Genomic DNA, 25,329 nt, shown 5'->3' with positions numbered 1-25,329 from the left:
GGTGGCGGACGACTCACCCGGCGGGCCGCCCCGCTCCCTTCTCCCCCTCCGGCTCCGTACCGTCCGCGTCGTGCGGGCCGCCCAGTCCCTCCTCGGTGCGCAGGACGCGGACGGCGTGGCGCACCTCGGCGAGGACCGTGGCCACGGCGGTGACCTGGGCCATGTCGGGCCAGAGCAGGGCGTAGGTGCGGCGCAGCGGCCAGTCGCGCAGCGGGCGGTGGACCAGGTCCGGGTCGGTGTTGTCGCGCAGGGCCAGTTCGCTCATCAGGCTGATGCCGAGCCCCGCGGCGACGAGCGACCGGAGGGTGCGGGTGTCGTCGACGGTCGCGCTGATCCGGGGTTCGAAGCCGAGGCTGGTGCAGGCGGCCGTGAAGCGGTCGCGGAAGCTCTCCATCACCCAGTCGTGGTCGGAGAGTTCACCGAGGTGGATGGTGTCGCGGCCGGCCATCGGGTGGTCCCGGCGCATGACCACGCAACGGCGGTCGGACATCAGCGGCACCCGGAGCATCGTGGACTCGCCCTCGGGGACGCTCTCGTTGGCCCAGTTGCACAGCAGGCCGAGGTCCGCCTCGCCGGCCCTGATCATGCGGCGGGCCTCGACCGGCTCGGCCTGCGTCACCGTGACCCGTATGCCGGGGTGGCGGGCGCGCAGCCGTTCCACGACCTGGGGCAGCAGGGCCGCGCAGCCGCTCTGGAAGGCGGCCACGCGCACCAGGCCGCCGCCGCGGGCGACCCGGGAGGCGATGTCCTGGTCGGCGGCACGGAGCGCGGAGAAGATCGTGTCCGCGTGGCGTACGAGGGCCTCTCCCGTCTGGGTGAGCCTCAGCCCGCGGCCGGCCCGGGCCACCAGGGGTGCGCCGACCGCCTGTTGCAGGCGCCGCATCTGATAACTGACCGCGGGCTGCGTGTAGCCGAGTGCCGCGGCGGCGGCCGTGTACGAGCCGGTGCGCGCGATCTCCGCCAGGACTTCCAACTGGCGTATGTCCAACACCCCGCAACTATAAGGGAGGTTGATGGGATCCCCAAAGAATCCTCGTTGGACGTGACGCGGCCGGACCGGGTGAAATGGAGTCACGGCGGAAACGGGGCCGCACGGTTTTTCCTGAGGCCGGATCATTCACCGCTCGTCCCCCGCGGGCCGCCCGGTCCCGGTAAGCCCCATTTTTCCGCTGTGCATTTCCTTCGACATGCCCTGCGCCCGCGCGCTTTGCCGCGCCTTCCTTCGTCGTCCGTCCCTCTCCACGCCAGGAGCATCATGTTCACCCGTCACCGCGGCGGAATGCCGTCGATCCGCCTCGCCGCCACTTCCTGGGGCACCCGCGTGGCCGTCCTCGCGGCCGTCACCGCGCTCTCCGCGACCGCCTGCTCGGGCAACTCGGCCGGCGAGGCGCGGGTCCCCGGGGGGAAGCCGGCGTCCTCCGGGTCCTCGTCCGGTTCGGCGGCCGGGGTCGTCGACCGGCTGGTCAAGGAGGCGGAGCCCGCCGCCGACTCGCTGGTGCCGAGCGGCTCCACCGCGGCCGCGATCCGCGAGAAGGGCACGCTGACCGTCGGCGGCACCCAGACCGCGGCCCTGTTCTCCCTCCTCGATCCCACCACCGGAAAGGTGGAGGGATTCGACGCGGCCCTGTCCCGGCTGCTGGCCAAGTACGTCACCGGAAAGGATTCCGTCAAGCGCGTCAACGTCACCTCCGCCACCCGTGAGGCACTGCTGAAGAACCATTCCGTGGACGCGGTGTTCGCCACGTACACCATCACGCCCGAACGACAGAAGCAGGTCGCCTTCGCCGGCCCGTACTACGAGGACGGGCTGGGAATTCAGGTCAAGTCGTCGAACTCCGATATCACGTCGCCGGCGGGTCTCGCGGGGAAGACGGTGGTGACGGAGTCCGCCTCCACCGCCGCCACGGCCGTCAAGAAGGCGGCGCCCACCGCGAAGGTGCAGCTTTTCGAGACCAACACCGAATGCCTCCAGGCGCTGCGGCAGGGACGCGCCGACGCGTACGTTCTCGACCAGGGCATCCTGGCGGGCAACGCGTCGACCAATCCCGATGTGAAGGTCCTCGCGGGCACCTTCAGCAAGGAGCCGTACGGCATCGGACTTCCGCTGGACAAGCCGGACTTCAAGACGTTCGTCAACGACTGGCTGAAGAAGATCACGGCCGACGGCACCTGGGCCAAGGTCTGGAAGGCCACCGTGGGCACCCAGGTGCCCGGCGCCGCCCCGGCCCCTCCGGCGATCGGCTGAGGTCGATGGGCCTGATCCTCTCCCACCTCGACGTCTTCGGACAGGGTCTGCTGGTCTCACTGGAACTGAGCGGCCTGACGTTCCTCCTCGCCGGCCTGCTCGGTGTCGGGCTCGCCGTGCTGCGGATCAGTCCGGTGGTTCCGCTGCGCCTGTTCGCGCGCGCCTACGTGGGGACGCTGCGTGCCGTCCCGCTGCTGGTGCTGCTCACCCTGTTCGTCTTCGGCCTGCCGGAGATCGGGCTCGTCTACTCGCTGTTCTGGACCGCGGTGACAGCGATGAGCCTGTACTGGGCCGCCTTCTTCGGCGAGGCGGTCCGGTCGGGGGTGCGGGCGGTGCCCAGGGGCCAGATCGAGGCGGGGCGGGCGCTCGGCCTGACCTTCGGCCAGGTCCTGCGGTTCGTCGTCCTCCCGCAGGCCCTGCGGTCCATGGTGCAGCCGCTGGCCTCGCTGCTCATCGCCGTCACCCTCAACTCCTCGCTCGCCGCCGCGGTCGGCGTGACGCAGGAGCTGACCGGACAGACGCAGCTGCTGGACCTGCGGTACGCACGCCCCCTCGTCACCTTCGGCGCGGCCGCCCTCTGCTACATCGCCCTCACCCTGGCGATCGGGCAGGCGGCGGCCCGTCTCGAGCGCAGACTGGCGGTACAGCGGTGAACCACGACGACGACCTGTTCGACCCCCCGGGGCCGCGCGGCCGCAGAAGGATCGCTGTCGCGACGGCCGTGTCGCTCATCGTGCTGGCCGCCCTGTTCGCCGGGGTCGTCCACCGGTTCGCGGCACACGGACAGCTCGACGCGGACAAGTGGCGGCTGTTCACCGAGCCGGCGGTGCTGCGCTATCTGCTCGACGGGCTGGAGGCGACCGTGCGGGTGACGGTGGTCTGCACGGCGTTCGCGCTGCCGCTCGGCGCGCTGCTGGCGCTCGGCCGGCTCTCCCGTACCCGGCTGGTCCGCTGGCCCGCCGCGGCGTACGTCGAGGTGCTGCGCGCCGTGCCGCTGCTGCTGCTCATCTACGCGTTCCTGCTGGGGCTGCCCAGCACGGGGGTGCGCATGCCGCTGTTCTGGCAGCTGGTGTGGCCGATCGTGCTCACCAACGCGGCGGTGTTCGCCGAGATCTTCCGCGCCGGGGTGCGGGCGCTGCCCCGGGGCCAGACGGAGGCGGCGTACGCGCTGGGGCTCGGGTACTGGCCGGCCATGCGGCTCGTGGTGCTTCCCCAGGCGGTCCGCCAGACCGTTCCGTCGCTGGTCGGCCAGCTCGTCCGGCTGCTGAAGGACAGCACGCTCGGGTACGTCGTGAGCTTCCTGGAGCTGCTGAACTCCGCGAAGGTGCTCGGCGAGTACAACCACACGATCGTGCAGAGCTTCCTGGTCGTGGCCCTGGTGTACGTGCTGGTGAACACCGCGCTGGCGGCCGCGGCGGCACGGCTGGAGGGACGCGCCGGCCGCTCACGCGGTGCGGCGCCGGCGAAGTCCGCGGCCCTGGCCCGCGCCGCGTGACATGACGCCGGGCGGCACCGGCCACGCTCTCGGACCCTCGGGGCGGGCATGTCCCGCCCCGGCCGTACTCCTCCTCGGACCACCTCCCCCTCAGAAACGAGGCGCACCACCATGTGTCGACTTCTCGGCGTCGTCTCCCGCAGGACCGCTCCGCTCGGTGAGCTGCTGGCCGAGGACATCGAGCCCTTCCTCTCCCTCGCCTGCGAGCACGGCGACGGGTGGGGGGTCGCCTCGGTGGCCCCGGACGGGTCCGTGATCACCGACAAGAGCCCTGCCCCCGCCCACGTCGGCGACCGGTTCAGGGACACCCTGCGCGCGACGGCCGGCGACGCGGCCCTGCTGCACCTCCGCATGGCGAGCCCCGGGGTGGCCCCGCTGCCGGGCAACACCCATCCGTTCGGGGACGACTCGGTCGCGTTCGCCCACAACGGCGACTTCGCCCCCCTGTCCTGTCTGGACGACGAGATCGGTGAGGCACGTCTGGCGGGTGCCGAGGGCGGCACCGACAGCGAGCGTTTCTACCTCGCCGTGCGACGCCGGATGGACGAGGGCATGGAGCCGCCGCGGGCCATCCGGGCCACCGCGGCCGGCATCCGGGCCCGGGCCACCCGCTTCGCCAGCCTCAACTGTCTGCTCCTCACCCCCGATGCGCTGTACGCCTACGCCGCGCACTCCCCGCGCTCGGAGGTGATCCGGCGGCGTGGCGCGGACTTCTTCGCCCTCAACTACCGCCGCCACGCGGACCGCGTGGTCATCGCGTCCACCGGCTGGCCGCAGCCGGCTCCGCAATGGTCCACGTTGCCGGAGGACCATGTGCTGGAGATCCGCCGCGTCGATCTGTCGACCGTGGTCCACGGCGGCTGAAGGGGCCGCCGGGGGCAGGTCCGGCAGTCCGTACGTCAGCGCACGGTGAGCACCGTCTTCCCGCGGGCGTGGCCCTCCTCCACGTGGCGTACGGCCTCGGCGGCGTCGGCCACGGAGTAGGTCCGGCCGACCACGGGCGTGACCCGGCCCGCCTCGATGAGCGCGGTCACGGCGAGCAGGTCCTCGTGGACCGGGCCGTCCGGGGTCGCGGGGACGATCGGCCGCAGCCGCTGCCGGCCGGTCGCGGCGACCGCGGTGACCTTCAGCATGGTGCCGATCGCCCCGAACACCCGGCCGGGCGAGCCGCCGCCGTTGGCCACCAGGGTTCCGGTCGGGGTGAGGACCCGGCGCAACCGGACCGGCGAGAAGTTGCCCACGTTGTCCAGGATGACGTCGTAGCGGACGGATCCGTCGGTGAAGTCCTCACGGGCGTGATCGAGGACGTGCGCCGCGCCCAGCGTGCGCACCAGTGCCGCGCTGCCGGCACCGCACACCCCGGTGACCTCCGCGTCCAGGCCGGCCGCGAGCTGCACGGCGAAGGTGCCGACGCCGCCGCCCGCCCCGTTGACCAGCACCCGCTGTCCGGCCCGTACCCGGCCCACCGTCCGGATGCCGCGCAACGCGGTCACCGCTGCCATCGGCACGGCCGCGGCCTCGGGGAAGGACAGGCGTTCGGGCTTGGGCACCACCCAGTGTGCCGGGGCGCACGCGTACTCGGCGAACGCGCCCCGGCAGAAGCCCAGTACCGCGGTACCGGGCCGGAGCCCGTCCACCCCGGTGCCGACCGCCTCCACCACCCCGGCGGCGTCGATGCCGGCCACCCGGCACTTGGGACGGCGCAGCCCCATCCCGCCCAACAGGCGGGCGGCGTAGGGGTCTCCGCGCATCATGTGCCAGTCGTAGGGGTTGACCGCGGCGCACTGCACCCGGACCAGTACCTCGCCGACGCCGGGCCGGGGCCGGTCGGTCTCCCCCAGCCGCAGGATGTCCGGCGGACCGAACCGCTCCTGGAGCACTGCCCTCATCGCCTCGCTCCTTCTCTCCGGAGCCGTCCGGCGGGCGGAGGTCCGCACCGCGCAAGGTGAGGGCAAAGTAGGCGCAGACGGTGCGGCCGTCAACGACATGGCGTCGCCTGCCGGGGTGACACGGTTCACCGGCACCGCCCTGCTCGCGGTGTCGTACCCGGCTGCCAAAAAATGCCGCGAGTCGTCAACTACGCACGGTCGGCTGCGAAGTTGTCGCCCGTCGACCGCGCCGACGCACCTCGGCGGCCGCCACCGGGGTACGGGCGGGCTGCCGGGCCGTGGACACGGGCGAGCTGCCGGGCCGTGGCGAGCGGGACGGGCAGGAGCCCGGCCGTGGTGGCCGCGCGCCTGCCCTTCCTCGGGTTCCCGGTGCCGGAGCTCGACTGTCCGGACCGGCGCCCCGGGCCCCGGTGAGGCGCGCGTCAGTCGAACGGGGTGAGGAAGTCCCGGACGGGCAGGGCCCGGTTGACGATGCGGGTGTCGCCGAGGGAGCCGTAGAGTCCCTGGCCGTACTGCGCGTCGAACTGGGTGGCGCCGAGGACGAAGGGCTTGCCGAGGGTGGCGATCCCGGTCGACGGCTGCGTCGGGTTGCGGGCGATCTTCGAGCCGTCGACGTACAGGACGGTGCGGCGGCCGTCGTTGACGACGGCGAGGTGCATCCAGCGGCCGACGGGCAGCGCGTGGCTCCACGACGTGGGGTCGGCGTCCTGGCGCTGCGGGTAGACCACGAACTGGAGGAACCGCTCGGGCGAGAGGTTGAGGCTGCACGTGGGTTCCAGCGGGGACCAGCCGGTGGTCTTGCCTGCGTCGCCGTTGCGGCCCTCCCAGCTGAGGATGCCCATCCAGGCGTGGTCGCCCTCGAAGGGCTCGGGCAGCCGGAGGAACGTCTCGATCGTGTAGCCGTGCAGGAACTTCTCGCTGTTGAGGGCCGCCCGCGCGGAGGTCGTGAGGATGGCTCCGCGGTTCGGGTCCTTGCCGCCGTCGAAGTGCAGGCTCGCGTGGGCGGGCTGGCCGGGGTGGTGGTCGGCGGACCAGGTCAGGGTGTCGGGGCCGCCGCCCGTCAGCCGGCGCACGGTGAGGTCGTTGCCGTTGCCGGTGAGGTCGCGCACGAGGGTCCCGTCGGCCACCGGGGCACCCTCCTTGCCCCCGGCGCGGGTGCCCGCGGTGTCGAAGCGCCAGTAGGCGACGGTACCGCGGGGCATCACCGCGGCGGGCGGCCTCGGCTTCGCCGGGGTGACCGGCGCGAAGCCCGCGAACCGCTTGTCGAAGTCGATGTCCAGGCTGAACCGGTCGGCGGGGCCGGTCAGTTCGAGGTTCTCGGCCTCCAGCAGGCTGCGCTCCTCGGGGTCGCGGGTCAGGAGCCAGGGGGCGAACGTCTCGACGTCGATGACACCGCGGGCGAGGTCGAAGCCGTAGGCGCGGATCATTCCGGCGCCGCCGTAGTAGCGGTCCTGGTAGTTGGTGATGTGGAGGTGGACATCGTTGTCGGCGTCGTTGGTGAGGACCGTGCGCCCGGGCGGCCAGTAGTGCCCGCCGAGGGCGAGGAAGATCTGGTCGTTGCCGCGGATCAGCCCGTCCCACAGGCGCCGGCCGTTGTCCGACAGCTGGGCCTTGCCGTCGTCGTCCGCCCAGACGATGTCGTGCGTGGTGAGGACGGCGGGCAGCGTGGGGTGGGCGTCCAGGACGCCCTGCGCCCACTTCAGGCCCTTGTCCGACACGCGCCAGTCGAGCGCGAGGACGAGCCACTGGCTGCCGGCGGCGCGCAGCACGTGGTAGCTGTTGTAGCCGTCGGGCGAGGCGCCGCGGAAGGTCGGCATCGAGGCGTAGCGCGCGGGTCCGAACGCGGCGAGGTAGGCGGAGGCGCCGCGCTGGTCGTCGGTGCTCGAGCTGATGTCGTGGTTGCCCGCGAGGACGCTGTAGGGGACCTTGCCGTGGATGGTCCGGAAGGTGGCGGCGGCGCGCTCGATCTCGTCCTCGGTGCCGTGTTCGGTGACGTCACCGAGGTGGGTCATGAAGGCGATGTTGCGTTCCGACCGTTCGCCGACGAGGTGGCGGAAGGTCGCGGTCAGCGGCGCCGGGTCGGCGCTGTCGGCGTCGAAGAGGTACTGGGTGTCGGGGAGGACGGCGAGGGTGAAGCGCGGGCTCTCGCTGTCGAACCGGCCCGCGCGGCCGGGGGCGTCCGCCTGCGCCGGGGTGGCGTCGAAGGCGGCGGCCGCGACACCGGCCGCGGGCAGTACGGCCGTCGCGCGCAGGAGCGTGCGTCTGTGCAGGGGGTGACGTGGTTCGGCTGTCATGGGGGCTCCGTCCGGTGGGGTGAGGGCCGTGATCGACGGCAGCCCGTACACTCCTGACCCGCCACAGCCGTACGGTAGCGGGAAGTTGAACGCCCGCTGCCGGGTTCCCGACGGTTGCCGGGGCGGGGCCCGCCCGCGCCGCCCGGCGTACACGCGTGAGCGACGCCGCCCGCCACCCGGCCGCGGCTCAGGACGTGAGGGCCGCGGAGGCCATTTCGGCGGGGCTGTCGGCGCGACTGCCTGACCGCGCCACCGCTGTCAGTCCGTTCCGACGTCGGCGGACCGTCCCGCGGCCTGCGCCCGATACCGCCCCGGTGTGATGCCGAACTCCCGTTGGAAGGCGTGTGAGAGCGCGTACGGGCTGCCGTAGCCGACTCGGCCGGCGATGGTGGCCAGGGTGTCCGTGGTGTCGCGGAGCAGGGTGGCGGCGCGGATCACCCGCCACCAGGTGAGGTACGTCATGGGAGGACGGCCGACCAGGGTGGTGAACCGGCGTGCCAGGGTGGGACGGGAGACGCCGACCTCCGCCGCCAGACGGTCATTGCTCCACGGCGCCGCCGGATCCGAGTGCAGCGCCCGCAGGGCGGCGGCGGCCACCGGGTCGCCCAGTACGCGGGGCCAGGCTCCGCTGGGCGCCTCGGTCATCCAGGCGCGGATCAGGTAGACGAGGAGCAGGTCGAGCAGACTCGGCAGCGCCACGCAGGAGCCGGGGCGCAGTTCGTCCAGCTCACCGGCGAGCAGATCGATGGCGGCACGGAGTTCGAGGTGGCCGCTCACCCGGCTGGGAAGGTGGACGACCTCGGGCAGCTCCGCCATGAGCGGGTGCATGCGGCTGCAATCGAGCCAGTACGTGCCGCAGAGCATCTCGGTCTCGTGGCGAGGGGGCTGGGTCCGTGACTCCGTCTCCGCACGCCATCGCGCGAACGGCACCGCCTCCCTCTTCGCGGCCGCCGCGTCGACCGGGGAGTCCGCGAGCACATGGCCTGTGCCATGGGGCAGCAGCACCGCGTCACCCACTCCGAGGGACAGGGGGTCGCCCCCGTCGGTCAGGAGCCAGCAGTGGCCCTTGAGGACGACGTAGAAGCCCGCGCCGTCATACCGGTCCAGTCGTACGCACCAGTTCCCGCTCGTCCGCAGCCGGTGGGACCAGGGGTGCCCGAGGTGGACGGCAGAGATCGCGTCGCTCACCACATCCATTGATCCAGGATATCCGTCGTATGAAGGATGAGCTGGATTCGTATTTTTTTGAGCCGGATACACATTGGGACGATCACTCGGCCGTTCTTAAGGTCGAGCACATGACCAACGAGTACGAGAGTGTGCGGAGCATGGTGCTGGGAGACGTCGAGGTCATCCGGGTCGTCGAGTGGCACGAGCCGTTCCTGCCCGCCTCCGGCATGTTCTCCGGAGCTGCCGCCGAGGTGTGGAAGGCGAACGAGGGCTGGTTGGCACCGGACCACTGGGAGCCGGACAGCGGCTTGGTGGTGCTCGCGTTGCAGAGCTGGGTGCTGCGCAGCGCGGGCCGGACCGTCCTGGTGGACACCGGGGCGGGGAACCTGCGCGAGCGGCCCGGCATGGGGCCGTTCCACCACGCCCGGAGTGACTTCCTCGGCCTCCTGGCGAGGGCCGGCGTCCGTCCGCAGGATGTCGACGTCGTCGTCAACACCCACCTCCACGTCGACCACGTCGGCTGGAACACCGTCGGCGCGGACGGGCAGTGGGTACCGGCGTTCCCCAACGCCCAGTACCTCATTCCGGCGGCCGACGACTTCCACTACGGTCCGGACAACGGGTACGGGAACGGTGCGCAGGAGGTCGACCGCCTGATCTACGAGGACAGCGTCGCGCCCGTCCACCGGGCCGGACAGTCCCTGTTGTGGGACGGTTTCCACCGCATTGACGAACGCCTCACCCTGGAGTCGGCGCCCGGCCACACTCCCGGCTCGTCCGTGCTGAGACTGGCGTCCGGCAGCGACCGGGCGGTGTTCGTCGGAGATCTGCTGCACAGCCCGGTGCAGATCCTGCACCCCTGCTGCAACAGCAGCGCCTGCCTGGCCCCGGAGCAGGCGGTGGCCAGCCGCCGTCGGATTCTCGGGCGGGCGGCCGACGAACGGGAGTTGGTCGTTCCCGCGCACTTCGGTGGCGCAGGGGCCCTGGAAGTGCGACGGGACGGTGACCGGTTCGCCCTCGGCCCATGGGCAGCAGCCGGGCGGACGAGGAGTGCGTCCGGGCTCGGGTGAGCCGTGGCCTCACGGCACCTCCCGGGTCAGTCGTCGCCCCCGGCGGTGGACGGGGACAGATGGAGGACCACGGCCGCCGTGCCGAGCGCCGGGACCTCGACCGGGATCGCACCGTCCGGGTCCGGGGCGATGTCGCGCGGGGACAGGCCGAGGTAGGTGGTGCGCGCGGCGCGGGTCACGGTGAAGGGCGTGCGCAGTCCGCAGGTGACGGGCGTGTCGGCCATCGACTGTAGCCGGACCAGGAGTTGGCCGGCGGCGGGGACGGTGACGCCGACGAGCCGTACCCGGGGATCGTCCAGGGTCAGGAACCGCGCCCACGCCGGTGAGCCGGTCGCGGCACGGGCGCGGACCGGGACGAGGGGGTGGCTCGTGACGGCGGCGACGCGTGCGGCGTGCACCGAGGGGTCCTCCTCCGCCGTGGTGAAGCCGACGCTGTAGCGGAAGACGTGGTCGAACGCCTGCTGGGCGGGGAAGTTGGTGTCCCAGATGTTGTTGTGCACCCAGGAGAAGACGGTGCCCGGCTCCTCACGGGGCAGCGACGGCGGGTAGGGCACGTAGGGGATCGCGATCCCGCCGAGCTGCACGAGCGGGGCGTCGGCCGTCGCCAGGGCGGCGTGGTGGGTGCCGTCGCTGAGGCTGATCCAGCGCCGTACGGCACGCATGTGGGCCGCCGAGCCCGGCACGGTCTCGCGGTCGGTGCCGAGGACGCCGCCGGTGGCCTCCGTGTGCACGGTGGGGTGGTCGAGGGCGAAGGGGAAGGCGAAGAAGGCGCTCTCCTTGGTGAGGGTCGCGGTCTTGTCGATCCGGTTCTCGATGTCGACACGGGCCGCGTGGTGCGGGAGGTGCACCCGTACGCGGAGCCTGCGGGTCCCGGCGGGTGCGCACTCGTAGACGAGCGTCTGTCCGGTGGCGTCCGTGGTGCGGTCCACTAGTGCCGCGGGCGGGGCGGTGCTGCGGGAGGCGAGCAGATGCATCGAGTCGTCGGCCACGGTCTTGCTGGACTGGTGGTTGAAGCCGCCGGCCGTGGCGTACTCGTCGTAGAGGTACCCGTTGAAGCCGACGGCGGCGTCCTGGCGCACCATCTCGCGGCCGGTCGCCTTGTCGACGATGGAGGAGACGCACGCCTCGCGCAGATCGACCGTGACGCGCAGGTGGTCGTTCTCCAGGACGGTGGCTCCGGCGGCCGGTTCCGCCGGCTCCCGCGCCGGGGAGGCGGTGCCGATGACGACGTCCAGGCGTACGGCGCCGCAGGCCGGCACGTCCGTGACGGGCACGTTCAGGAAGCGGCCCGCCGCGCGGTGACGGTCGTTGCTCTGCGCCTCCTCGGCGAAGGAGAGGGGCTCTCCGGTGCGTCCGTCGAGGACCCGGACCGGCTCGCCGAGCGCCACCGTGCTCTCCGGGAGGAAGAGCCGGGCCGTCTCGGTCCGCGGCCAACTGCACGTGTTGACGGCGTAGAAGGACGCGAGCGCGTCGGCGGCGGGCGCGAGGGCCTCCCCCAGCAGGGCGGAGGCGGCGTCCAGGAGGGTCTCGGCGTCGTCGTGGGCGCGCAGGGCCTGGGCGTACTTCCAGTGCCACTGCTTCTCGCCGGAGCCGTGGCCGTGGTCGCCGTGGGTCCAGGGGTCGCCGGCGCCCCAGGTGTGCTCGTTGAACAGCGAGGCGGAGCGGTAGACGGCCGGGGCGCCCGCGGTGACCGCCGTGCTGTCGGGAACGCCGAGCAGCTGGGCGTACCCGGCCACGGTCTGCGCCTCGGCGAGGGCCGCCTGCCCGCGCCGGGTGGCGGCCAGCGGGACGGCGCCGGCGCCGACGCCGTCGACCCACCAGTCGCTCCAGTCGCCCCGGTAGGTCTCCAGGCGGTCCCCGACCCGCTTCTCCGCGTCCTCGAAGAAGTCCTGGTTGCGGGAGGCGCGCAGCCGCGGGTACGCCCACTCCTCGTTCCAGCGGCGCACGGTGTCGGAGATGACGCGGCGGGGCGGGCCGTTGTCCGCGAACTTGCCGAGCACCCGCAGATGCAGGACGTCCCACGGGTACGGGTCCGCCGTGCCGGGCAGGTCGAGGGCGGGGAAGCCGGGGATGCCGCGCCCCTGGTGGGGGTACGGGAAGCGGGCCAGGGCGCCGAGGTAGGCGGGCAGCAGGTCGTCGACGTGGTCGTAGGACTCGTCGAAGCCGAGGATCGAGCCCTCCATGTAGGCCAGGCCGTGCGGGGTGTCGGTGCGCCACACCAGGACGCTGTTGCCGCTCGGCGCCTGCCAGCGGAACAGCCGGGGCAGGTGCTCCCCGCCGACGAGGTGGGGCACGGCGCGGCCCGCCCAGTTGTGGGCGACGGACAGGTAGCGGATGCCGTTGTCCGCGAGGACGTCGGGCAGCCCGACGACCTGGCCGGGCACGTCCGTCTGCATGGCCGTGGTGAGGTCGATGCCGTGCCGTTCGCGCAACTCGGCGACCGGGCGCAGCAGTTCGTGCAGTTCGTCGGTGGAGCAGGTCTCGGTGTGCAGGTTGAACGGCATGGCCGTGAGTTCGACGCGCCCTTCACGGACCCGGTCCAGGAAGCTCTCCACCTGGCGCCGGGGCCGGTGGGCCCGCCAGTCCTGGAAGGAGTGGAACCCCTCGACGGCCCAGCGGAACCGGGCGGGTTCCGGCCAGTCGTCGGTGTCGCGGCACAGTTCCAGGAGGGAGTCGAGGTAGGCGCGGCTCTCGGCCATCACCCTGCCCTGCGGGTCGGTGTAGCCGATGTCCAGGTGGGAGTGCTGGACGAGGTGCAGGGTCCAGTGGCGCTGCGGGTGTGCCTCGAAGGGGAGAGCGGTGCCCTCCTGAAGTTCGGGGAGTTCGATCGACAGGGAGGTGGGTTCGGTCACTTCGGGGACGAGGAGGCGGGTGTCGCCGTCCGGGCCCGGGAGGAGCTCGCAGTGGACGGGGGTGCCCCCGGCGGTGGTGACCCGGACGCTGGTGAGGCGCGGCGGGCGGGTGCCGTCGGGGTGGTCCACCCGCAGCCGGACGGATTGCAGCAGGCCGCCCCTGCCGTCGTGACGCAGCAGTGGCTCGCCGGAGAGCCGCACCCGCGCGCCGCCGAGGTGGGCGGTGGTGGCCACGCGCTCCTTCAGCAGGTCGCGCGCGAGGTCGGCGTCCCACCAGGAGGGCCGGGTGAGCGGTGGCTTGGACATGGTGCGTGGAGTCCTTTGCGTTGGGGGTGCGGCGGTGCGGTCCGTCCCGTCGGGAACGCCGGTGAGGGTGGTGGGATTCGTCCCGTCAGGAACACCGGTGAGGCTGGTGCGGTCCGTCGCGTCAGGAACGCCGGTGCTTGTGCTGGGTGGCGTCGGCGAGGGTGGCGAAGATCTGGACCATGGCCGACTGGTTGAGGGTCGCGGCCGGCGCCGCCGGGTCGTAGTCGCCGCCGTTGGAGGGCTGGAAGCGGAACAGCCCGGTGGCGGGGTCCCGGTTGGACTTGTAGGTGCTGTCCGCGTACGCGCTCATGGCCTTGAGGTAGGCGGGGTCGGGCCGCACGGCGTCCAGATCGAGCAGGTCCTTGAAGTAGAAGGAGTTGAACACGGCCGGCTGGTCGTGCAGCCTGCTGCCCTCGGTCCAGTACGCCAGGGAGCCGCGGGCGTCGGCCACCGCCTTCTTCAGGTACCCCGTGTCTTTGGTGCCCCGGTAGAGCGCGGTGGCGGTGCCGATCATGGCGCCGGAGTTGTAGGTCCACAGGGTCGCGTTCGTACTGCCGTCGTCGCCGCGGTCGTTGACGTACAGGCCGGGCGCCTTGCGCATGCAGGAGTACACCCAGCCGTACCACTGCTCCGCCTTGGTCAGGTAGGCGCGGTCGTGGGTGTGCGTGTAGAGGCGGGCGGCGAGCTGGGCGGACAGGGCGGTGACGTTGGTGGCGCGGATGGTGTTGTCCGGTGAGTCGTACCAGTCCATGCCGCCCGGGCACGCCTTGGCGGTGTCGTCGTCCCAGGCCCGGGAGACGACGGGCACGACCCGCTCGGCCCGCTCCAGGAAGCGCGCGTCGCCGGTGGCCTCGTACTGGTCGAGTTCGGTGAGGGCGACCACGGCGTTGTCGTCGTAGTACGTGTCGCCGCCCGTGCCGAGGGGGGCAGGCAGATAGGAGGCGTAGCCGGGGCGGTCACCGCCGGTGTGGTAGAGCTCGGCGGTGTCGAGGCGCTCGGCCGCGTCCTGCCGGTAGGCGGACCCGGTGCGCGGCAGTTCCTGCATGTCGACGGCGGCCTGGGCGGCCTCCCGGAACGGCCAGAGGAAGGAGTGCTCCTGGTCGCCGGCCTGCCGGGGGGTGTGCTCCAGATAGAGGCCGTGCCGGCTGGGGCCCTCGTACAGGTGGTCCTGGAGCGCCCGGTAGGCGCCGGTGGCGCGGTCGGCCCAGGTGCCGGAGGCGACGGGGCGGGCGGGTGCGGGGCTCTGGGCGTGGGCGGGGGCGGCGGTCCAGAGCAGTCCGGCGCAGAGCACGGAGGCGGCGGCACGGATGAGCAGTGAGCGCGGCATCGAGGTGTCCCTTGGTGACGTGGTGACGACGGAAGGGGAAAGGGCGTGCGGGATCAGCGGTGGATCTTCAGGCTGCTGACGAAGAAACGCTGGGCGGAGAAGAACAGCACCAGGGTCGGCAGCGAGACCAGCAGGGCGCCGGCCAGGACGACGGGCGGCCCGACGTTGGAGTAGTTGCCCTGCAAATCGGCGAGCGCGGCCATCACGGGCCGGATGTTGCGGCTGGTGACCATGGTGATGCCGAACATCAGGTCGTTCCAGACGGCCACGAACTGGAACACGAACACGGCGATCATCGCGGACCGGGTCAGGGGGACGTGGATCTGCCAGAACACCCGCCACCAGGAGGCGCCGTCGATCCGCGCGGCCTCCACGACCTCGCGCGGCAGCGTCAGGGCGTAGTTGCGCAGGACGAAGAACGCGAACGGGACCGCGATCGCCGTGTAGATGAGCACGAGCCCGAGCTGGGTGTCGTAGAGCGAGGTGTGCGCGTACGACAGGAACAGGGGTCGCAGGAAGACCTGGAGGGGCAGGAGGGTGCCGGAGTAGATGGCCCAGAACCACACCGCCTGCCGTCTGACGGGCATGATGACGGTGGCGAAGGCGGCGAAGCCGGCCAGCACCGCGGCGGCCACGGCGCTGACCACGGCGTACAGGAGGCTGTTGCCGAGGGCCGGTCCGAGGTGGGCCTTGTCCCAGGCCTGGGACATGTTGTCGAACAGTCCGAAGTCCTGGGGCAGCCAGTGCGGGCTGCCGGAGTAACTCGTCGCGGGGACCAGCGCGTTGACGACGAGGAGCCAGGTGGGGACCAGCCACAGCAGGGCGAGGACGGCGATGGTGGCGTTGCGCAGTACGCGGCCGAGGGACATGGGTCACACGCCTTTCACGTCGAGCTGGCGGCGCAGATAGAGCCAGGAGGCCGCCAGCACGATCACGGTGAGGACGACCGCGATCGCCGCTCCCGCGCCGGGCCGCAGTTCCAGGAAGGTCTCGTTGTACATGGACACCGCGAGTGTCTCGGTGGCCCGCCCGGGGCCGCCCTGGGTGAGCACCCAGATCAGGTCGAACGACTTGAGTCCGTTGACCAGGCTCATCCCGATCACGATGATCGACACCGGGCGGAGCTGGGGCAGGACGATGTGACGGAACTGCTGCCAGCCGGTCGCGCCGTCCAGGGCGCCGGCCTCCAGGGTCTCGGGCGGGATGGACTGCAATCCGACGAGGAAGAGGATGACGGCCACGCCGGTGGCCTGCCAGGCGTTGGCGAGGATCATCACCAGGGTGTTGCCTGGCCAGGTCAGCAGCCACCCCTGCGCGAGTGAGTCCAGTCCGAGGGTGGTCAGGACCTGGTTGACGGCGCCGTCGGTGGTGAGCATGAAGTTCCACACCACCGCCACCGCGGAGCCCGAGAGCGCGTAGGGCAGGACGACGCAGAGCCGGGCGAGGCGGGAGAAACGGCCGGCGTTGGTCATGCAGGCGATGGCGAGGCCGAGGACGAACGGGAGGGCGACCGTGCCCACCACCCAGAGCAGGGTGTTCTGGACGGAGCGGGCCAGGGCCGGGTCGGAGGCGAACAGGGCGTAGTTGTCGAACCAGCTGAACGGTGAGGTCCGCGAGTCGTTGAAGAAGCTGCGGTAGACCGTCCAGACGAAGGGGGCCAGCAGGAACAGGGCGACCAGGACGACGGCCGGGGCCATGAACCCGCCGGCCGCCAGCCGTTCGCGCAGGGTGTGCCGGGAGTGTCCGGGGGGCGTCGCGCGCCGGGGTGCGGCCGGTCCGCCGGCCGCGGTCGGCGGGCGTCGGTCGGTGAGGGAGGTGCTCATGCTTCGTCTCGCTTCCAGGCCGCCCATTCGTCGTGTGCGCGCTCCTGCATCCGACGCAGGGTCGTGGCCGGAGAGGTCTGCCCGGCCATGAAGCCGCCGAGGTCGTCGGTGTTGCCCTGGATGAGGCTGGGCGGACTGGCCTCCCAGTAGCGCACCAGCGGCAGCCGGTGGTCGCGGGCGATGTCCCGCTGGAGCGCCGCCACCACCGGGTTGCCGGCGCGCACCGTGGGGTTGGCGGAGCTGTCCTGGAGGAAGTCGCTCCACACCCGCTGCACGGACGGGTCGAGCCAGGCCGCGACGTTCCGCATGGCCGCCCGGTGCGAGGAAGCGCGGCTGGGCACGACGAAGACGCCCGATTCGGTGATCACACTCTTCGCGGTGGTGGGGCGCACGGTCGGCAGGAGGAAGGCGCCGTAGTCGGTGCCCGGTTTCATGCCCGCCGCGGCCATGCCGGCGGCCTGCCAGGTGCCGTGCAGGAACATGCCCAGCGTGCCCTCCTTGAGGGCGCCGGGGCCGCGTGCCTGGTCGAAGTCGGGCGGTGTCATCCAGCCCTTGCGCATGAAGTCCTGCCAGAGGTCCATCGCCCGGCGGGCCGGCTCGTCGGTGTAGGAGGCCTGTCCGGCCACCAGCCGCTGGTAGAAGTGCGGATCGGTCTTGCTGACCAGTTCCTGGAACCACTCGATGGCGGGCCAGCCGCCCACCTGGCTGGCGAGGAACGGAGTGATCCGGTTGCGTTTGAGGACCTCGGCGCAGTGCAGGAGCTGCTCCCAGCTCGCCGGGGCGGACAGGCCCAGCCTCTTGAACACCGGTTTGCTGTAGAAGAGCACGTAGTACGACTCGTACAGCGGGATGCCGTACACCGTGCCGCGGTAGGAGAAGGCGTCCCGGGACGCGCGGCGGACCCAGCCCTTGCCCGCGTAGCTCCTCCAGACCCCGCCCAGGTCGGTGAGCCCGCCGGCCCGGGCCAGCCGTTTGAGCTGGTAGCCGGAGGCCCATTTGACGAGGTCGGAGGATTTCGAGGTCTGCAAGGTCATCTGCACGACCTGCTGGTAGGAGGTGACCGACGGGTTCGACAGCGGCCTGAGCGAGTACCCGGTGATCTTCTTCAGCTCCTGGCCGGCCGCGCGGTAGCCGTCGTCCCAGGTGGCGTTGTCGTTGGAGATGCTCGTGGTTCCCGGCTGTGCGGACGTGCTCGTTCCCCGTGCGCAGCCCCCGGCCGTCAGGGCGGCCGCACCGGCGGCCACCCCGGCGAGGAAGCGGCGCCGGGCGAGCGGCCCCGCCGCACGGCTGGTCCTGCCCGATGCTGACATTGATCACCTTCACGGAATCGGGCCACTGCATGGCCGGATGTGAAGCACAGGGCGCGCGACGCCGGAGGGACCCCGGAGCTGCCCGGTACGTGTTGCGTGGAGGTTAACGACACCATTCCAGCGGTAGCAAGACTCCGAAAGGAAAAGAATCCATTTTGCGGGCCGCCATCGGCAAACGTGCTGGTTATAGGCGTACAGCAGCTTCCAAGGGACATCCGCACCACCATGGACACCTTCGGCCAAGCGTTGTTATCGTTAACTGACACCGTGGAGCCGAGCAAGGAGCAAGCTGTGCCCGTGTCCCGTTCGTACGACCCTCTGCCCAGCTATCCGCCCGCCGCCGGGGAGGTGGCCGTCGGCTGGTCCGTCCCGGCCGCGGCGCTGCCGCCCGGCCCGCTCGTCCTGGCGGTGGAGGGTCCCGCGGCGCTCGACTGGGCCGCGCTGGCCGACGGCCTCGCGGAAGCCGTGCGCGCCACGGGCCGCGAGGTGTCGTTCCTCGATGTCCGTGAGCACTACGCGGCGGACGCCGGTGAGCGGATCGCCGCCCGCCCCGTCCCCGACGGCGACCCGTTCTTCACTCCCCTGTCCACGGCCCGGGTCGCGGACCTGTTCGACGCCGTTCCGCGGCCCGAACGACCGGCCGTGGACGAGGTGCTGGTGGTGTACGGGCCGGGTGCCGCGCTGTGCGCGCCGGACGTGCTGTGGTACGCGGACCTGCCGAAGCGGTACGCCGAGGCGGCCGTCGCCAAGGGCGAACTCCCGGTCGGCGTCAACCTGGGGCGGCCCGCCGCACCCGGCGGTCTGGTCCGCCTGTTCTACACCGACTGGCCCGTACAGGACCGACACCGTGACGCGCTCGCGGGCCGCGTCGAGAGGTGGATCGACGTCCAGGACCCCGCCCGCCCGGCCTCCCTCGACGGTGCCGCGCTGCGCGCCACGCTGGCGCATCTGGCCCGGGGGCCGGTGCGCACCCGTCCGTACTTCAACTCCACCCCGTGGGGCGGCCAGTGGGCGGCGAGCGAGCTCGGCTTCACCCCGCAGGCCGGCAACACGGCCCTCGGCTACGAGCTGATCGCGCCCGAGGCGGGCGTCCTGGTCGGCGAGAGGGGCGGGGCACAGGTCGAGATCCCGTTCCAGCTGCTGTGCGTCGAGCACCCCGAGGAGATGCTCGGCGAGGACGTGCACCGCCGGTTCGGCACGTCCTTCCCCATCCGGTTCGACTACCTCGACACCATGGGCGGCGGCAACCTGTCCCTGCACCTCCACCCCCGCGAGCAGTACATGCGGGAGGTCTTCGGCTGGCCGTACACCCAGCACGAGACGTACTACGTCACGGCCGGCGAGGACGGTTCGCGGGTGCTGCTGGGGCTCGCCGACGAGGCGGACCCCGACACCATGCGGCGCCAGGTGGAGGACTCCATCGCCCACGGCACCCCGATGCCCGTCGAGGACCACGTCCAGTCCCACCCGGCGACCGTCGGGCAGCTCTTCATAATCCCGGCGGGCACCCCGCACGCCTCCGGCGCGGGCAACCTGGTGCTGGAGGTGAGCGCGACGCCGTACCTGTACTCCCTGCGGCTGTACGACTGGCTGCGCAAGGACGCCGCCGGTGCCTCCCGGCCGCTGCCCTACGCGCACGGCTTCGCCAACCTGGACACCGCCCGGCGCGGGGCGGACGTCACCAAGGACCTCGTCCAGCAGCCGCGCACGCTCCGCTCGGGCGAGGGCTGGCGCGAGGAGGTCCTCGGCGCGCTGCCCGAGATGTTCTACGCGGTGCACCGCCTCGTGGTGGCGGAGGGCCGCGAGGCCCCCGACGACACCGCGGGCCGCTTCCACATCCTCAACGTCGCCGCGGGCGAGGGTGCCGTCGTCGAGACGCGGGACGGCCGTACGCACCCGCTGGCGTTCGCGGAGACCCTCACCGTCCCCGCCGCTGTCGGCGCCTACCGCGTCCGCGCGCTGGGCGGCGACGAGGTACGGATCGTCAAGGCGCTGGTGGTCGAACCGTGAGCGATGCCCGTACGGGACGGGCCCCGGTGCCCGTCCTCGACGTCGGCGGTACGCATGTGACCGCCGCCCTCGTGGACCCCGGCACGCGCCGGCCCGTCCCCTCGACGGTGCTCCGCGTGCCGCTGGACCCACAGGCGGCGGCCGACGACCTCCTCGACGCCGTCGCCGGGGCCGCCCTCGCGCTGCCCGCCGGACACGGCGGGTGCTGGGGTGTGGCGATCCCCGGCCCCTTCGACTACGCCACCGGCGTCGGCCGCTTCACCGGCGTGGGCAAGTTCGAGTCGCTGTCCGGCGTCGACGTCGGGGCGGGGCTGCGCGCGCGGCTGGCCGGCCGGGCGGAGCGGCTGTGCTTCCTCAACGACGCCGACGCATTCGCCCTCGGCGAGTACGGCGCCGGTGCCGCCGCGGGCCACGACCGTGTCGTCTGCCTGACGCTGGGCACGGGGGTCGGCTCCTCGTTCCTGGCCGCCGGGCGTCCCGTCCACACCGGCCCGCTGGTCCCGCCGCACGGGCACGTGCACCGGCTGACGGTGCACGGCCGCCCGCTGGAGGACACCGTCTCCCGCCGCGGCATCCGGGGGCACTACGCGCGCCTCTCCCCCCAGGCGGGACAACTCCTCCCCGACGTCCGTGAGCTGGCCGCACGTGCCACGGCGGGCGACGCCGCCGCGGTGTCGGCCTTCCGCTACGCTTTCGAGGCACTCGGCCTGGCCCTGGCTCCCTGGATCGACCGCTTCGACGCCACCGCGGTGGTCGTCGGTGGCTCCATGGCCCAGTCGTGGGGCCTGATCCACCCCGCGCTCACCGCGGGGCTGGCCTCGGGCGGCGGACCGGACGACGTACCCGTCCGGCCGGCCCGGCACCCCGACGAGGCCCCCCTGACCGGGGCGGCCGCGTGGGTGCGGGGCGTCCCGGACGCCCGGTGAGGCCGGGGGTGCCGGTGCAGGCAGACGGAGGAAGGGGCAGGGGCATGACCGCTCGCCGGGGCAGCGGGCCGACCATGCACGATGTCGGCAAGCTCGCGCAGGTCAGCGCCATGACCGTGTCCCGTGTGCTGAAGAACGACCCCGGCGTGTCCGAGGCGACGCGCGAGCGGGTCTTCGCGGCGGTCGACCGGCTGGGCTACCGCCGCAACCAGACCGCGCGCAGTCTGCGCCTCGGGGGCAGCGGGATGATCGGCCTGGTCGTCACCAACCTCGCCAACCCCTTCTACTCACGGCTCGCGCTCGGCGTCCAGGAGATCGCGACGGAGTACGGCTTCCGCATGCTGCTGAGCAACTCCGGCGAGCAGCCCGAACGGGAACCCGAACTCATCGACGGGCTCGTCGACCACCAGGTCGAGGGGCTGATCGTGGTCCCGGCAGGCAGCCGGCAGCAGCATCTGGCCGCGGCCATGCGGCACGTCCCGGTCGTCTTCGCCGCGCGGCCGCCCGCGGGGCTCGACACCGACTGCGTCCTGGTCGAGGACTTCCACGGCGCGCGCGAGGCCACCGCCTGTCTCCTGGCCGACGGGCACACCCGGATCGCGTTCCTCGGCAACCCGCCCGCGCTCTACACCGGCGCCGAACGCCTGCGCGGTTTCTGGGCGGCGCACGAGGAGGTCGGCACCGAGCCGGACAACGCCCTCATCCGTCAGGGTCTGGTCGACGCGGTCGCGGCGGAGCAGGCCACCGTCGAACTGCTGGGGCAGGACGAGCGGCCCACCGCGCTGTTCTGCACCAACAATCGCATCAGCCAGGGCGCGATCCGGGCCCTGTACAAGGCGGGGGTCACCCTTCCCGTCGCCGGTTTCGACGACTTCGACCTCTCCGACGTCCTCGGTCTGCCGCTGACCCTCGTCTCCTACGACGCCGACGAGATCGGCAGGCAGGCCGCACGGCTGCTGATCGACCGCCTCGAACACCGGGACGCGGCCCCGCCGGCCGCCCGCCGCGTCACCGTTCCGACCCGGGTCGTCCGCCACGGCCCGTGACCCGTTCACCTTCGCGGTGGCCGGGGTGGTGCGCGAGGGTGCTGACGCCGGTGGCACGGAAGAGGCGGGTGGGGCCGCCGCGAACGGCGTGTCGGATGTGTACCGGCGCGGACGGCGCACTCGGGGGGTGTGCGGTGCACGGCGGCGGTGCGGTCGGATTCCGTGCGCTCTACCGGTGGCCGCCGGGCCGCTGTGACCATGAGGTGATCGCCCGGGATTCCGTGACGGCGCGCCCCGCCCGTCGTGGCCGGCGCGCACACGGGGAAGGAGTGCACGGTGTTGCTTCTCGTCTCACCGGACAGTGTCGAGGAGGCCCTCGACTGCGCGAAGGCGGCCGAACACCTCGACATCGTCGACGTCAAGAAGCCCGACGAGGGCTCGCTCGGCGCGAACTACCCCTGGGTGATCAGAGCGATCCGCGAGGCGGTCCCGGCGGACAGGCCGGTCTCCGCCACCGTGGGGGACGTGCCCTACAAGCCCGGTACGGTGGCCCAGGCCGCGCTCGGCGCGGTCGTCTCGGGCGCGTCGTACATCAAGGTCGGGCTCTACGGCTGCACCACGCCCGAGCAGGCCGTGGAGGTCATGCGCGGGGTCGTCCGGGCCGTGAAGGACCACCGGCCCGACGCGTTCGTCGTCGCCTCGGGCTACGCCGACGCCCACCGGATCGGCTGCGTCAACCCGCTCGCGCTGCCCGACATCGCCCGCCGTTCCGGCTCCGACGGGGCCATGCTCGACACGGCCGTCAAGGACGGGTCACGGCTGTTCGACCACACCCCGCCGGAGGTCTGCGCCCGGTTCGTGCGGCTGGCCCACGAGGCCGGTCTCCTCGCCGCCCTCGCGGGCAGCGTCAAGGCCGCCGATCTCGGCGAACTGGCCCGTATGGGCACGGACATCGTGGGGGTGCGCGGGGCCGTCTGCGAGGGCGGCGACCGCAACGCCGGCCGCATCCGACCCGCTCTGGTGGCCGCCTTCCGGGCGGAGATGGACCGGCACGTCCAGGCGCACGCGGCGGCCGTCGCCGCCGCGAGCTGACCGCCCGGATGCCGGCCCGGCGCGCCCACCGCACCGCCAGCACCCGCGCCGGACGGTTCACCGTGACCGATCCGGCGACGGGCGAGGTCGTCGACACGGTCCCCGAGCTGCGGCCAGGGGAACTGGACGCGGTCGTCGACCGTGCCCGTGCCGCCTGGGACGGGTGGCGGTCGGACCCCGCCGCCCGTGCGGCCGCGCTGCGTGCGGCGGCCGACGCCGTGGAGGCGGCCGGGGCGGACCTCGCGCCCCTGCTCACCCGGGAACAGGGCAAGCCCCTGGCCGAGTCGCGGGCGGAGGTCGCCCGTACGGCCGCGCGGCTGCGCTATTTCGCCGCGCTGGACCACGGCCGCCCCCGCCCCCTCGTCGACGAGCGGCCGGTCCGCAGCGAGCTGCGCTGGCGTCCGCTGGGCCCGGTCGCCGCGATCGTGCCGTGGAACTTCCCGCTCCAGCTCGCGGCGGCGAAGTTCGCCCCGGCGCTCGCCGCGGGCAACACGGTGGTGCTCAAGCCCTCCCCGTACACCCCGCTGGCCACCCTGCTGCTGGGCTCCGTCCTCTCCGACGCCCTCCCCGCGGGCGTCCTGACGGTCGTCACCGGACGTGAGCCCCTCGGTGCCCGGCTGGTCGCCCACCCCGGGATCCGGCACGTGACCTTCACCGGTTCGATCCCCACCGGGCGGGCCGTCGCCCGCGCGACGGCGGACACGCTCGCCCGGGTCACCCTGGAGCTGGGCGGCAACGACGCCGCGATCCTGCTGGAGGACGTGGACGTGGACGCCGTCGCGGACCGGCTGTTCTGGGCGGCCTTCCGCAACTGCGGCCAGGTCTGCATGGCCGTCAAACGGCTCTACGTCCCCGCCCGGCGCCATTCGGAGGTCGTCGAGGCGCTCGCGCAGCGCGCCCGGGACACGGTCGTCGGGCCGGGGCTCGATCCGGCCACCCGCCTCGGCCCGCTCAACAACGCCCCGCAACTCGCCCGCGTCGCACACCGCACCCGCCAGGCGGTGGCGGCCGGTGCCCGCGCCGTGACCGGCGGCCGACGGCTCGCCGGGCCGGGCCACTTCTTCGCTCCGACGATCCTGACCGACGTACCCGCCCACAGCCCGATCGTGACCGAGGAGCAGTTCGGCCCCGTCCTGCCCGTGCTGCCGTACACCCGCCTGGACGACGCCGTCGAGGCCGCCAACGGCACCGGCTTCGGGCTGGGCGGCTCGGTGTGGGGCACGGACCTGGACCGGGCCGAGGAGGTCGCCAGCCGGCTCGACTGCGGCACGGCCTGGATCAACCACCACGCCGAACTCTCCCTCGCCCAGCCCTTCGCGGGCACCAAGGAGAGCGGTGTGGGGGTGGCGGGCGGGCCGTGGGGTCTGTACGGCAACCTCCAGCCGTTCGTCGTGCACCGCCCGGAGGAGACGTGCCCCTGAGATTCGACGCGGCGGTGCTGCGCGCGTACGACGCCCCCTTCGCCGTCGAGGAGGTGCTCCTGTCGGCCGGGCCGGCCGAGGGCGAGGTGCTGGTGCGCATCGCCGGCTGCGGGATGTGCCGCACGGATCTCGCGGTCCGGCGCTCGGCGGGCCGCTCCCCGCTGCCCGCGGTCCTGGGTCACGAGGGCGCCGGTGTCGTGGTGGAGACGGGCGGCTCCGGCACGGGTCTGGACGTCGGCGATCATGTCGTACTGAGCTTCGACTCCTGCGGGCACTGCGCGCACTGCCGGGGCGCGGCGCCCGCCTACTGCGACGAGTTCGCGTCGCTGAACCTGTTCGGCGGGCGTCAGGAGCACGCCGCACGGTTCACGGACGCGGCCGGGGGTGCGCTGGCTCCCCGCTGGTTCGGCCAGTCCGCGTTCGCCGGCTTCGCCCTGGTCCTGGCGCGCAACGCGGTCCGGGTGGATCCCTCGCTGCCCCTGGAGCTGCTCGGGCCGCTCGGCTGCGGCTTCCTCACCGGCGCCGGAGCGGTGTTGAACACCTTCGGTGCCGGCCCCGGCGACACCGTCGTCGTCCTCGGGGCGGGGGCGGTGGGCCTGGCCGCGGTGATGGCGGCGACGGCCGCCGGGGCGGTGGCCGTCGCCGTGGACCGGCACCCCGAACGGCTCCGGCTCGCCGAGAGGTTCCACGCCTCGCCCCTCCCCGCCTCGGCACCCGATCTGCCCGGCCGCATCCGGCGGCTGACCGGCGGCGGCGCACGGTACGCGCTGGACACCACGGGTTCCGGCAGGCTGATCAACGACGCGCTCCTGGCGCTGCGGCCCACCGGGCACCTCGGTCTGGTGGCCCGGCTGCACGCCCCGTTGTCCCTCGATGTGGGCACGCTGGAGCAGGGCCGCAGGATCTCCCACATCTGCGAGGGGGACGCGGTGCCCGCGCTCCTCGTCCCCCGGCTGGCGGCGCTGTGGCGGGCCGGGCGCTTCCCGTTCGACCAACTGATCCGTACGTATCCGTTCGCCCACGTCAACGAGGCCGAACGGGACTGCGACGCGGGCCTCGTCGTCAAACCGGTCCTGATCCCGCAGCACAGAGGCGCGGCCCCTTTGCCGTGAG

At 72.8% G+C, this 25,329-nt stretch carries 20 protein-coding genes; 11 read left to right on the top strand and 9 right to left on the bottom strand.

Translation table 11 applies throughout. From position 1 onward, the window contains the following. Positions 1–13 precede the first annotated feature (13 nt). Entirely contained in the window at positions 14–991 is a 978-nt protein-coding gene (locus tag IO29_RS01910) for a LysR family transcriptional regulator (protein ID WP_158709265.1), read from the bottom strand. 264 nt (positions 992–1,255) lie between these two features. On the opposite strand from IO29_RS01910, the gene IO29_RS01905 reads away from it, so the two are divergent. The 4 genes from IO29_RS01905 to IO29_RS01890 all read left to right on the top strand — a co-directional run bounded on the left by IO29_RS01905 (position 1,256) and on the right by IO29_RS01890 (position 4,604). Continuing rightward, complete coding sequence (locus tag IO29_RS01905; protein WP_234307355.1) at positions 1,256–2,245, top strand: glutamate ABC transporter substrate-binding protein; 990 nt, start codon at positions 1,256–1,258, stop codon at positions 2,243–2,245. Between the two features lie 5 nt (positions 2,246–2,250). After that, positions 2,251–2,898: an amino acid ABC transporter permease gene (locus tag IO29_RS01900; RefSeq protein ID WP_030377247.1), complete on the top strand. Its 648-nt coding sequence runs from the start codon at positions 2,251–2,253 to the stop codon at positions 2,896–2,898. Next, positions 2,895–3,740, top strand: coding sequence for an amino acid ABC transporter permease (locus IO29_RS01895; protein ID WP_030377246.1), 846 nt, complete (start codon positions 2,895–2,897; stop codon positions 3,738–3,740). The genes IO29_RS01900 and IO29_RS01895 overlap by 4 nt, the downstream gene beginning before the upstream one ends. A gap of 111 nt (positions 3,741–3,851) precedes the next feature. Then, positions 3,852–4,604, top strand: coding sequence for a class II glutamine amidotransferase (locus IO29_RS01890; RefSeq protein ID WP_030377245.1), 753 nt, complete (start codon positions 3,852–3,854; stop codon positions 4,602–4,604). 35 nt (positions 4,605–4,639) lie between these two features. Here IO29_RS01890 and IO29_RS01885 read toward each other — a convergent pair whose 3' ends face one another. From IO29_RS01885 to IO29_RS01875, 3 genes are all read right to left on the bottom strand, one after another. After that, positions 4,640–5,629 (bottom strand): NAD(P)-dependent alcohol dehydrogenase, encoded by a 990-nt coding sequence (locus IO29_RS01885; RefSeq protein ID WP_030377244.1) that lies wholly within the window; start codon positions 5,627–5,629, stop codon positions 4,640–4,642. Between the two features lie 422 nt (positions 5,630–6,051). After that, positions 6,052–7,923, bottom strand: coding sequence for a LamG-like jellyroll fold domain-containing protein (locus IO29_RS01880; RefSeq protein ID WP_030377243.1), 1,872 nt, complete (start codon positions 7,921–7,923; stop codon positions 6,052–6,054). Between the two features lie 258 nt (positions 7,924–8,181). Further along, entirely contained in the window at positions 8,182–9,120 is a 939-nt protein-coding gene (locus tag IO29_RS01875; protein WP_030377242.1) for an AraC family transcriptional regulator, read from the bottom strand. Positions 9,121–9,221: 101 nt separating this feature from the next. On the opposite strand from IO29_RS01875, the gene IO29_RS01870 reads away from it, so the two are divergent. After that, a complete protein-coding gene (locus IO29_RS01870) occupies positions 9,222–10,163 on the top strand; it encodes an MBL fold metallo-hydrolase (protein ID WP_030377241.1) in 942 nt (313 codons plus the stop codon). Between the two features lie 26 nt (positions 10,164–10,189). Here IO29_RS01870 and IO29_RS01865 read toward each other — a convergent pair whose 3' ends face one another. The 5 genes from IO29_RS01865 to IO29_RS01845 form a co-directional block, all read right to left on the bottom strand. Beyond that, positions 10,190–13,321 (bottom strand): glycoside hydrolase family 38 N-terminal domain-containing protein, encoded by a 3,132-nt coding sequence (locus tag IO29_RS01865; protein WP_030377240.1) that lies wholly within the window; start codon positions 13,319–13,321, stop codon positions 10,190–10,192. 121 nt (positions 13,322–13,442) lie between these two features. Continuing rightward, the gene (locus IO29_RS01860; protein ID WP_030377239.1) at positions 13,443–14,648 is read right to left on the bottom strand and encodes a glycoside hydrolase family 76 protein; all 1,206 of its coding nucleotides are present in this window, start codon (positions 14,646–14,648) and stop codon (positions 13,443–13,445) included. 53 nt (positions 14,649–14,701) lie between these two features. Continuing rightward, a complete protein-coding gene (locus tag IO29_RS01855) occupies positions 14,702–15,517 on the bottom strand; it encodes a carbohydrate ABC transporter permease (protein ID WP_030377238.1) in 816 nt (271 codons plus the stop codon). A gap of 3 nt (positions 15,518–15,520) precedes the next feature. Then, positions 15,521–16,471 (bottom strand): carbohydrate ABC transporter permease, encoded by a 951-nt coding sequence (locus tag IO29_RS01850; protein ID WP_030377237.1) that lies wholly within the window; start codon positions 16,469–16,471, stop codon positions 15,521–15,523. After that, positions 16,468–17,781 carry an ABC transporter substrate-binding protein gene (locus tag IO29_RS01845; RefSeq protein ID WP_030377236.1) on the bottom strand — a complete coding sequence of 438 codons (1,314 nt, stop codon included), beginning with the start codon at positions 17,779–17,781 and terminating at the stop codon, positions 16,468–16,470. Before IO29_RS01845 ends, IO29_RS01850 begins: the two co-directional genes overlap by 4 nt. Before the next feature lie 291 nt (positions 17,782–18,072). Between IO29_RS01845 and IO29_RS01840 the strand changes: the two genes are divergently transcribed. The 6 genes from IO29_RS01840 to IO29_RS01815 all read left to right on the top strand — a co-directional run bounded on the left by IO29_RS01840 (position 18,073) and on the right by IO29_RS01815 (position 25,328). Beyond that, the gene (locus IO29_RS01840) at positions 18,073–19,791 is read left to right on the top strand and encodes a class I mannose-6-phosphate isomerase (RefSeq protein WP_030377235.1); all 1,719 of its coding nucleotides are present in this window, start codon (positions 18,073–18,075) and stop codon (positions 19,789–19,791) included. Beyond that, positions 19,788–20,717 (top strand): ROK family protein, encoded by a 930-nt coding sequence (locus IO29_RS01835; RefSeq protein ID WP_030377234.1) that lies wholly within the window; start codon positions 19,788–19,790, stop codon positions 20,715–20,717. The genes IO29_RS01840 and IO29_RS01835 overlap by 4 nt, the downstream gene beginning before the upstream one ends. A 44-nt stretch (positions 20,718–20,761) precedes the next feature. Beyond that, complete coding sequence (locus IO29_RS01830; protein ID WP_030377233.1) at positions 20,762–21,763, top strand: LacI family DNA-binding transcriptional regulator; 1,002 nt, start codon at positions 20,762–20,764, stop codon at positions 21,761–21,763. A 276-nt stretch (positions 21,764–22,039) separates the two neighbouring features. Next, entirely contained in the window at positions 22,040–22,795 is a 756-nt protein-coding gene (locus tag IO29_RS01825; RefSeq protein WP_030377232.1) for a (5-formylfuran-3-yl)methyl phosphate synthase, read from the top strand. 8 nt (positions 22,796–22,803) lie between these two features. Beyond that, positions 22,804–24,216: an aldehyde dehydrogenase family protein gene (locus IO29_RS01820; RefSeq protein ID WP_030377231.1), complete on the top strand. Its 1,413-nt coding sequence runs from the start codon at positions 22,804–22,806 to the stop codon at positions 24,214–24,216. Beyond that, positions 24,213–25,328, top strand: a complete 1,116-nt coding sequence (locus IO29_RS01815) for an alcohol dehydrogenase catalytic domain-containing protein (protein WP_030377230.1) — start codon at positions 24,213–24,215, stop codon at positions 25,326–25,328. The genes IO29_RS01820 and IO29_RS01815 overlap by 4 nt, the downstream gene beginning before the upstream one ends. Position 25,329 lies beyond the last annotated feature (1 nt).

Origin of the sequence: Streptomyces sp. NRRL F-6676 (genome assembly GCF_000725625.1) — a bacterium.
In the GTDB taxonomy this organism is placed as follows: domain Bacteria; phylum Actinomycetota; class Actinomycetes; order Streptomycetales; family Streptomycetaceae; genus Streptomyces.
The sequence above is the reverse complement of the archived record's forward strand: the minus strand, read 5'-3'. Positions and strand labels throughout refer to the sequence as shown.

Excerpts from the sequence above, each read along its gene's own strand:
- IO29_RS01905 (WP_234307355.1), top strand. The coding sequence starts at position 1,256 with ATGTTCACCCGTCACCGCGGCGGAATGCCGTCGATCCGCCTCGCCGCC.
- IO29_RS01880 (WP_030377243.1), bottom strand. The coding sequence starts at position 7,923 with ATGACAGCCGAACCACGTCACCCCCTGCACAGACGCACGCTCCTGCGC.
- IO29_RS01885 (WP_030377244.1), bottom strand. The coding sequence starts at position 5,629 with ATGAGGGCAGTGCTCCAGGAGCGGTTCGGTCCGCCGGACATCCTGCGG.
- IO29_RS01865 (WP_030377240.1), bottom strand. The coding sequence starts at position 13,321 with ATGTCCAAGCCACCGCTCACCCGGCCCTCCTGGTGGGACGCCGACCTC.
- IO29_RS01830 (WP_030377233.1), top strand. The coding sequence starts at position 20,762 with ATGACCGCTCGCCGGGGCAGCGGGCCGACCATGCACGATGTCGGCAAG.
- IO29_RS01875 (WP_030377242.1), bottom strand. The coding sequence starts at position 9,120 with ATGGATGTGGTGAGCGACGCGATCTCTGCCGTCCACCTCGGGCACCCC.
- IO29_RS01855 (WP_030377238.1), bottom strand. The coding sequence starts at position 15,517 with ATGTCCCTCGGCCGCGTACTGCGCAACGCCACCATCGCCGTCCTCGCC.
- IO29_RS01820 (WP_030377231.1), top strand. The coding sequence starts at position 22,804 with ATGCCGGCCCGGCGCGCCCACCGCACCGCCAGCACCCGCGCCGGACGG.
- IO29_RS01860 (WP_030377239.1), bottom strand. The coding sequence starts at position 14,648 with ATGCCGCGCTCACTGCTCATCCGTGCCGCCGCCTCCGTGCTCTGCGCC.
- IO29_RS01850 (WP_030377237.1), bottom strand. The coding sequence starts at position 16,471 with ATGAGCACCTCCCTCACCGACCGACGCCCGCCGACCGCGGCCGGCGGA.
- IO29_RS01845 (WP_030377236.1), bottom strand. The coding sequence starts at position 17,781 with ATGTCAGCATCGGGCAGGACCAGCCGTGCGGCGGGGCCGCTCGCCCGG.
- IO29_RS01870 (WP_030377241.1), top strand. The coding sequence starts at position 9,222 with ATGACCAACGAGTACGAGAGTGTGCGGAGCATGGTGCTGGGAGACGTC.
- IO29_RS01900 (WP_030377247.1), top strand. The coding sequence starts at position 2,251 with ATGGGCCTGATCCTCTCCCACCTCGACGTCTTCGGACAGGGTCTGCTG.
- IO29_RS01890 (WP_030377245.1), top strand. The coding sequence starts at position 3,852 with ATGTGTCGACTTCTCGGCGTCGTCTCCCGCAGGACCGCTCCGCTCGGT.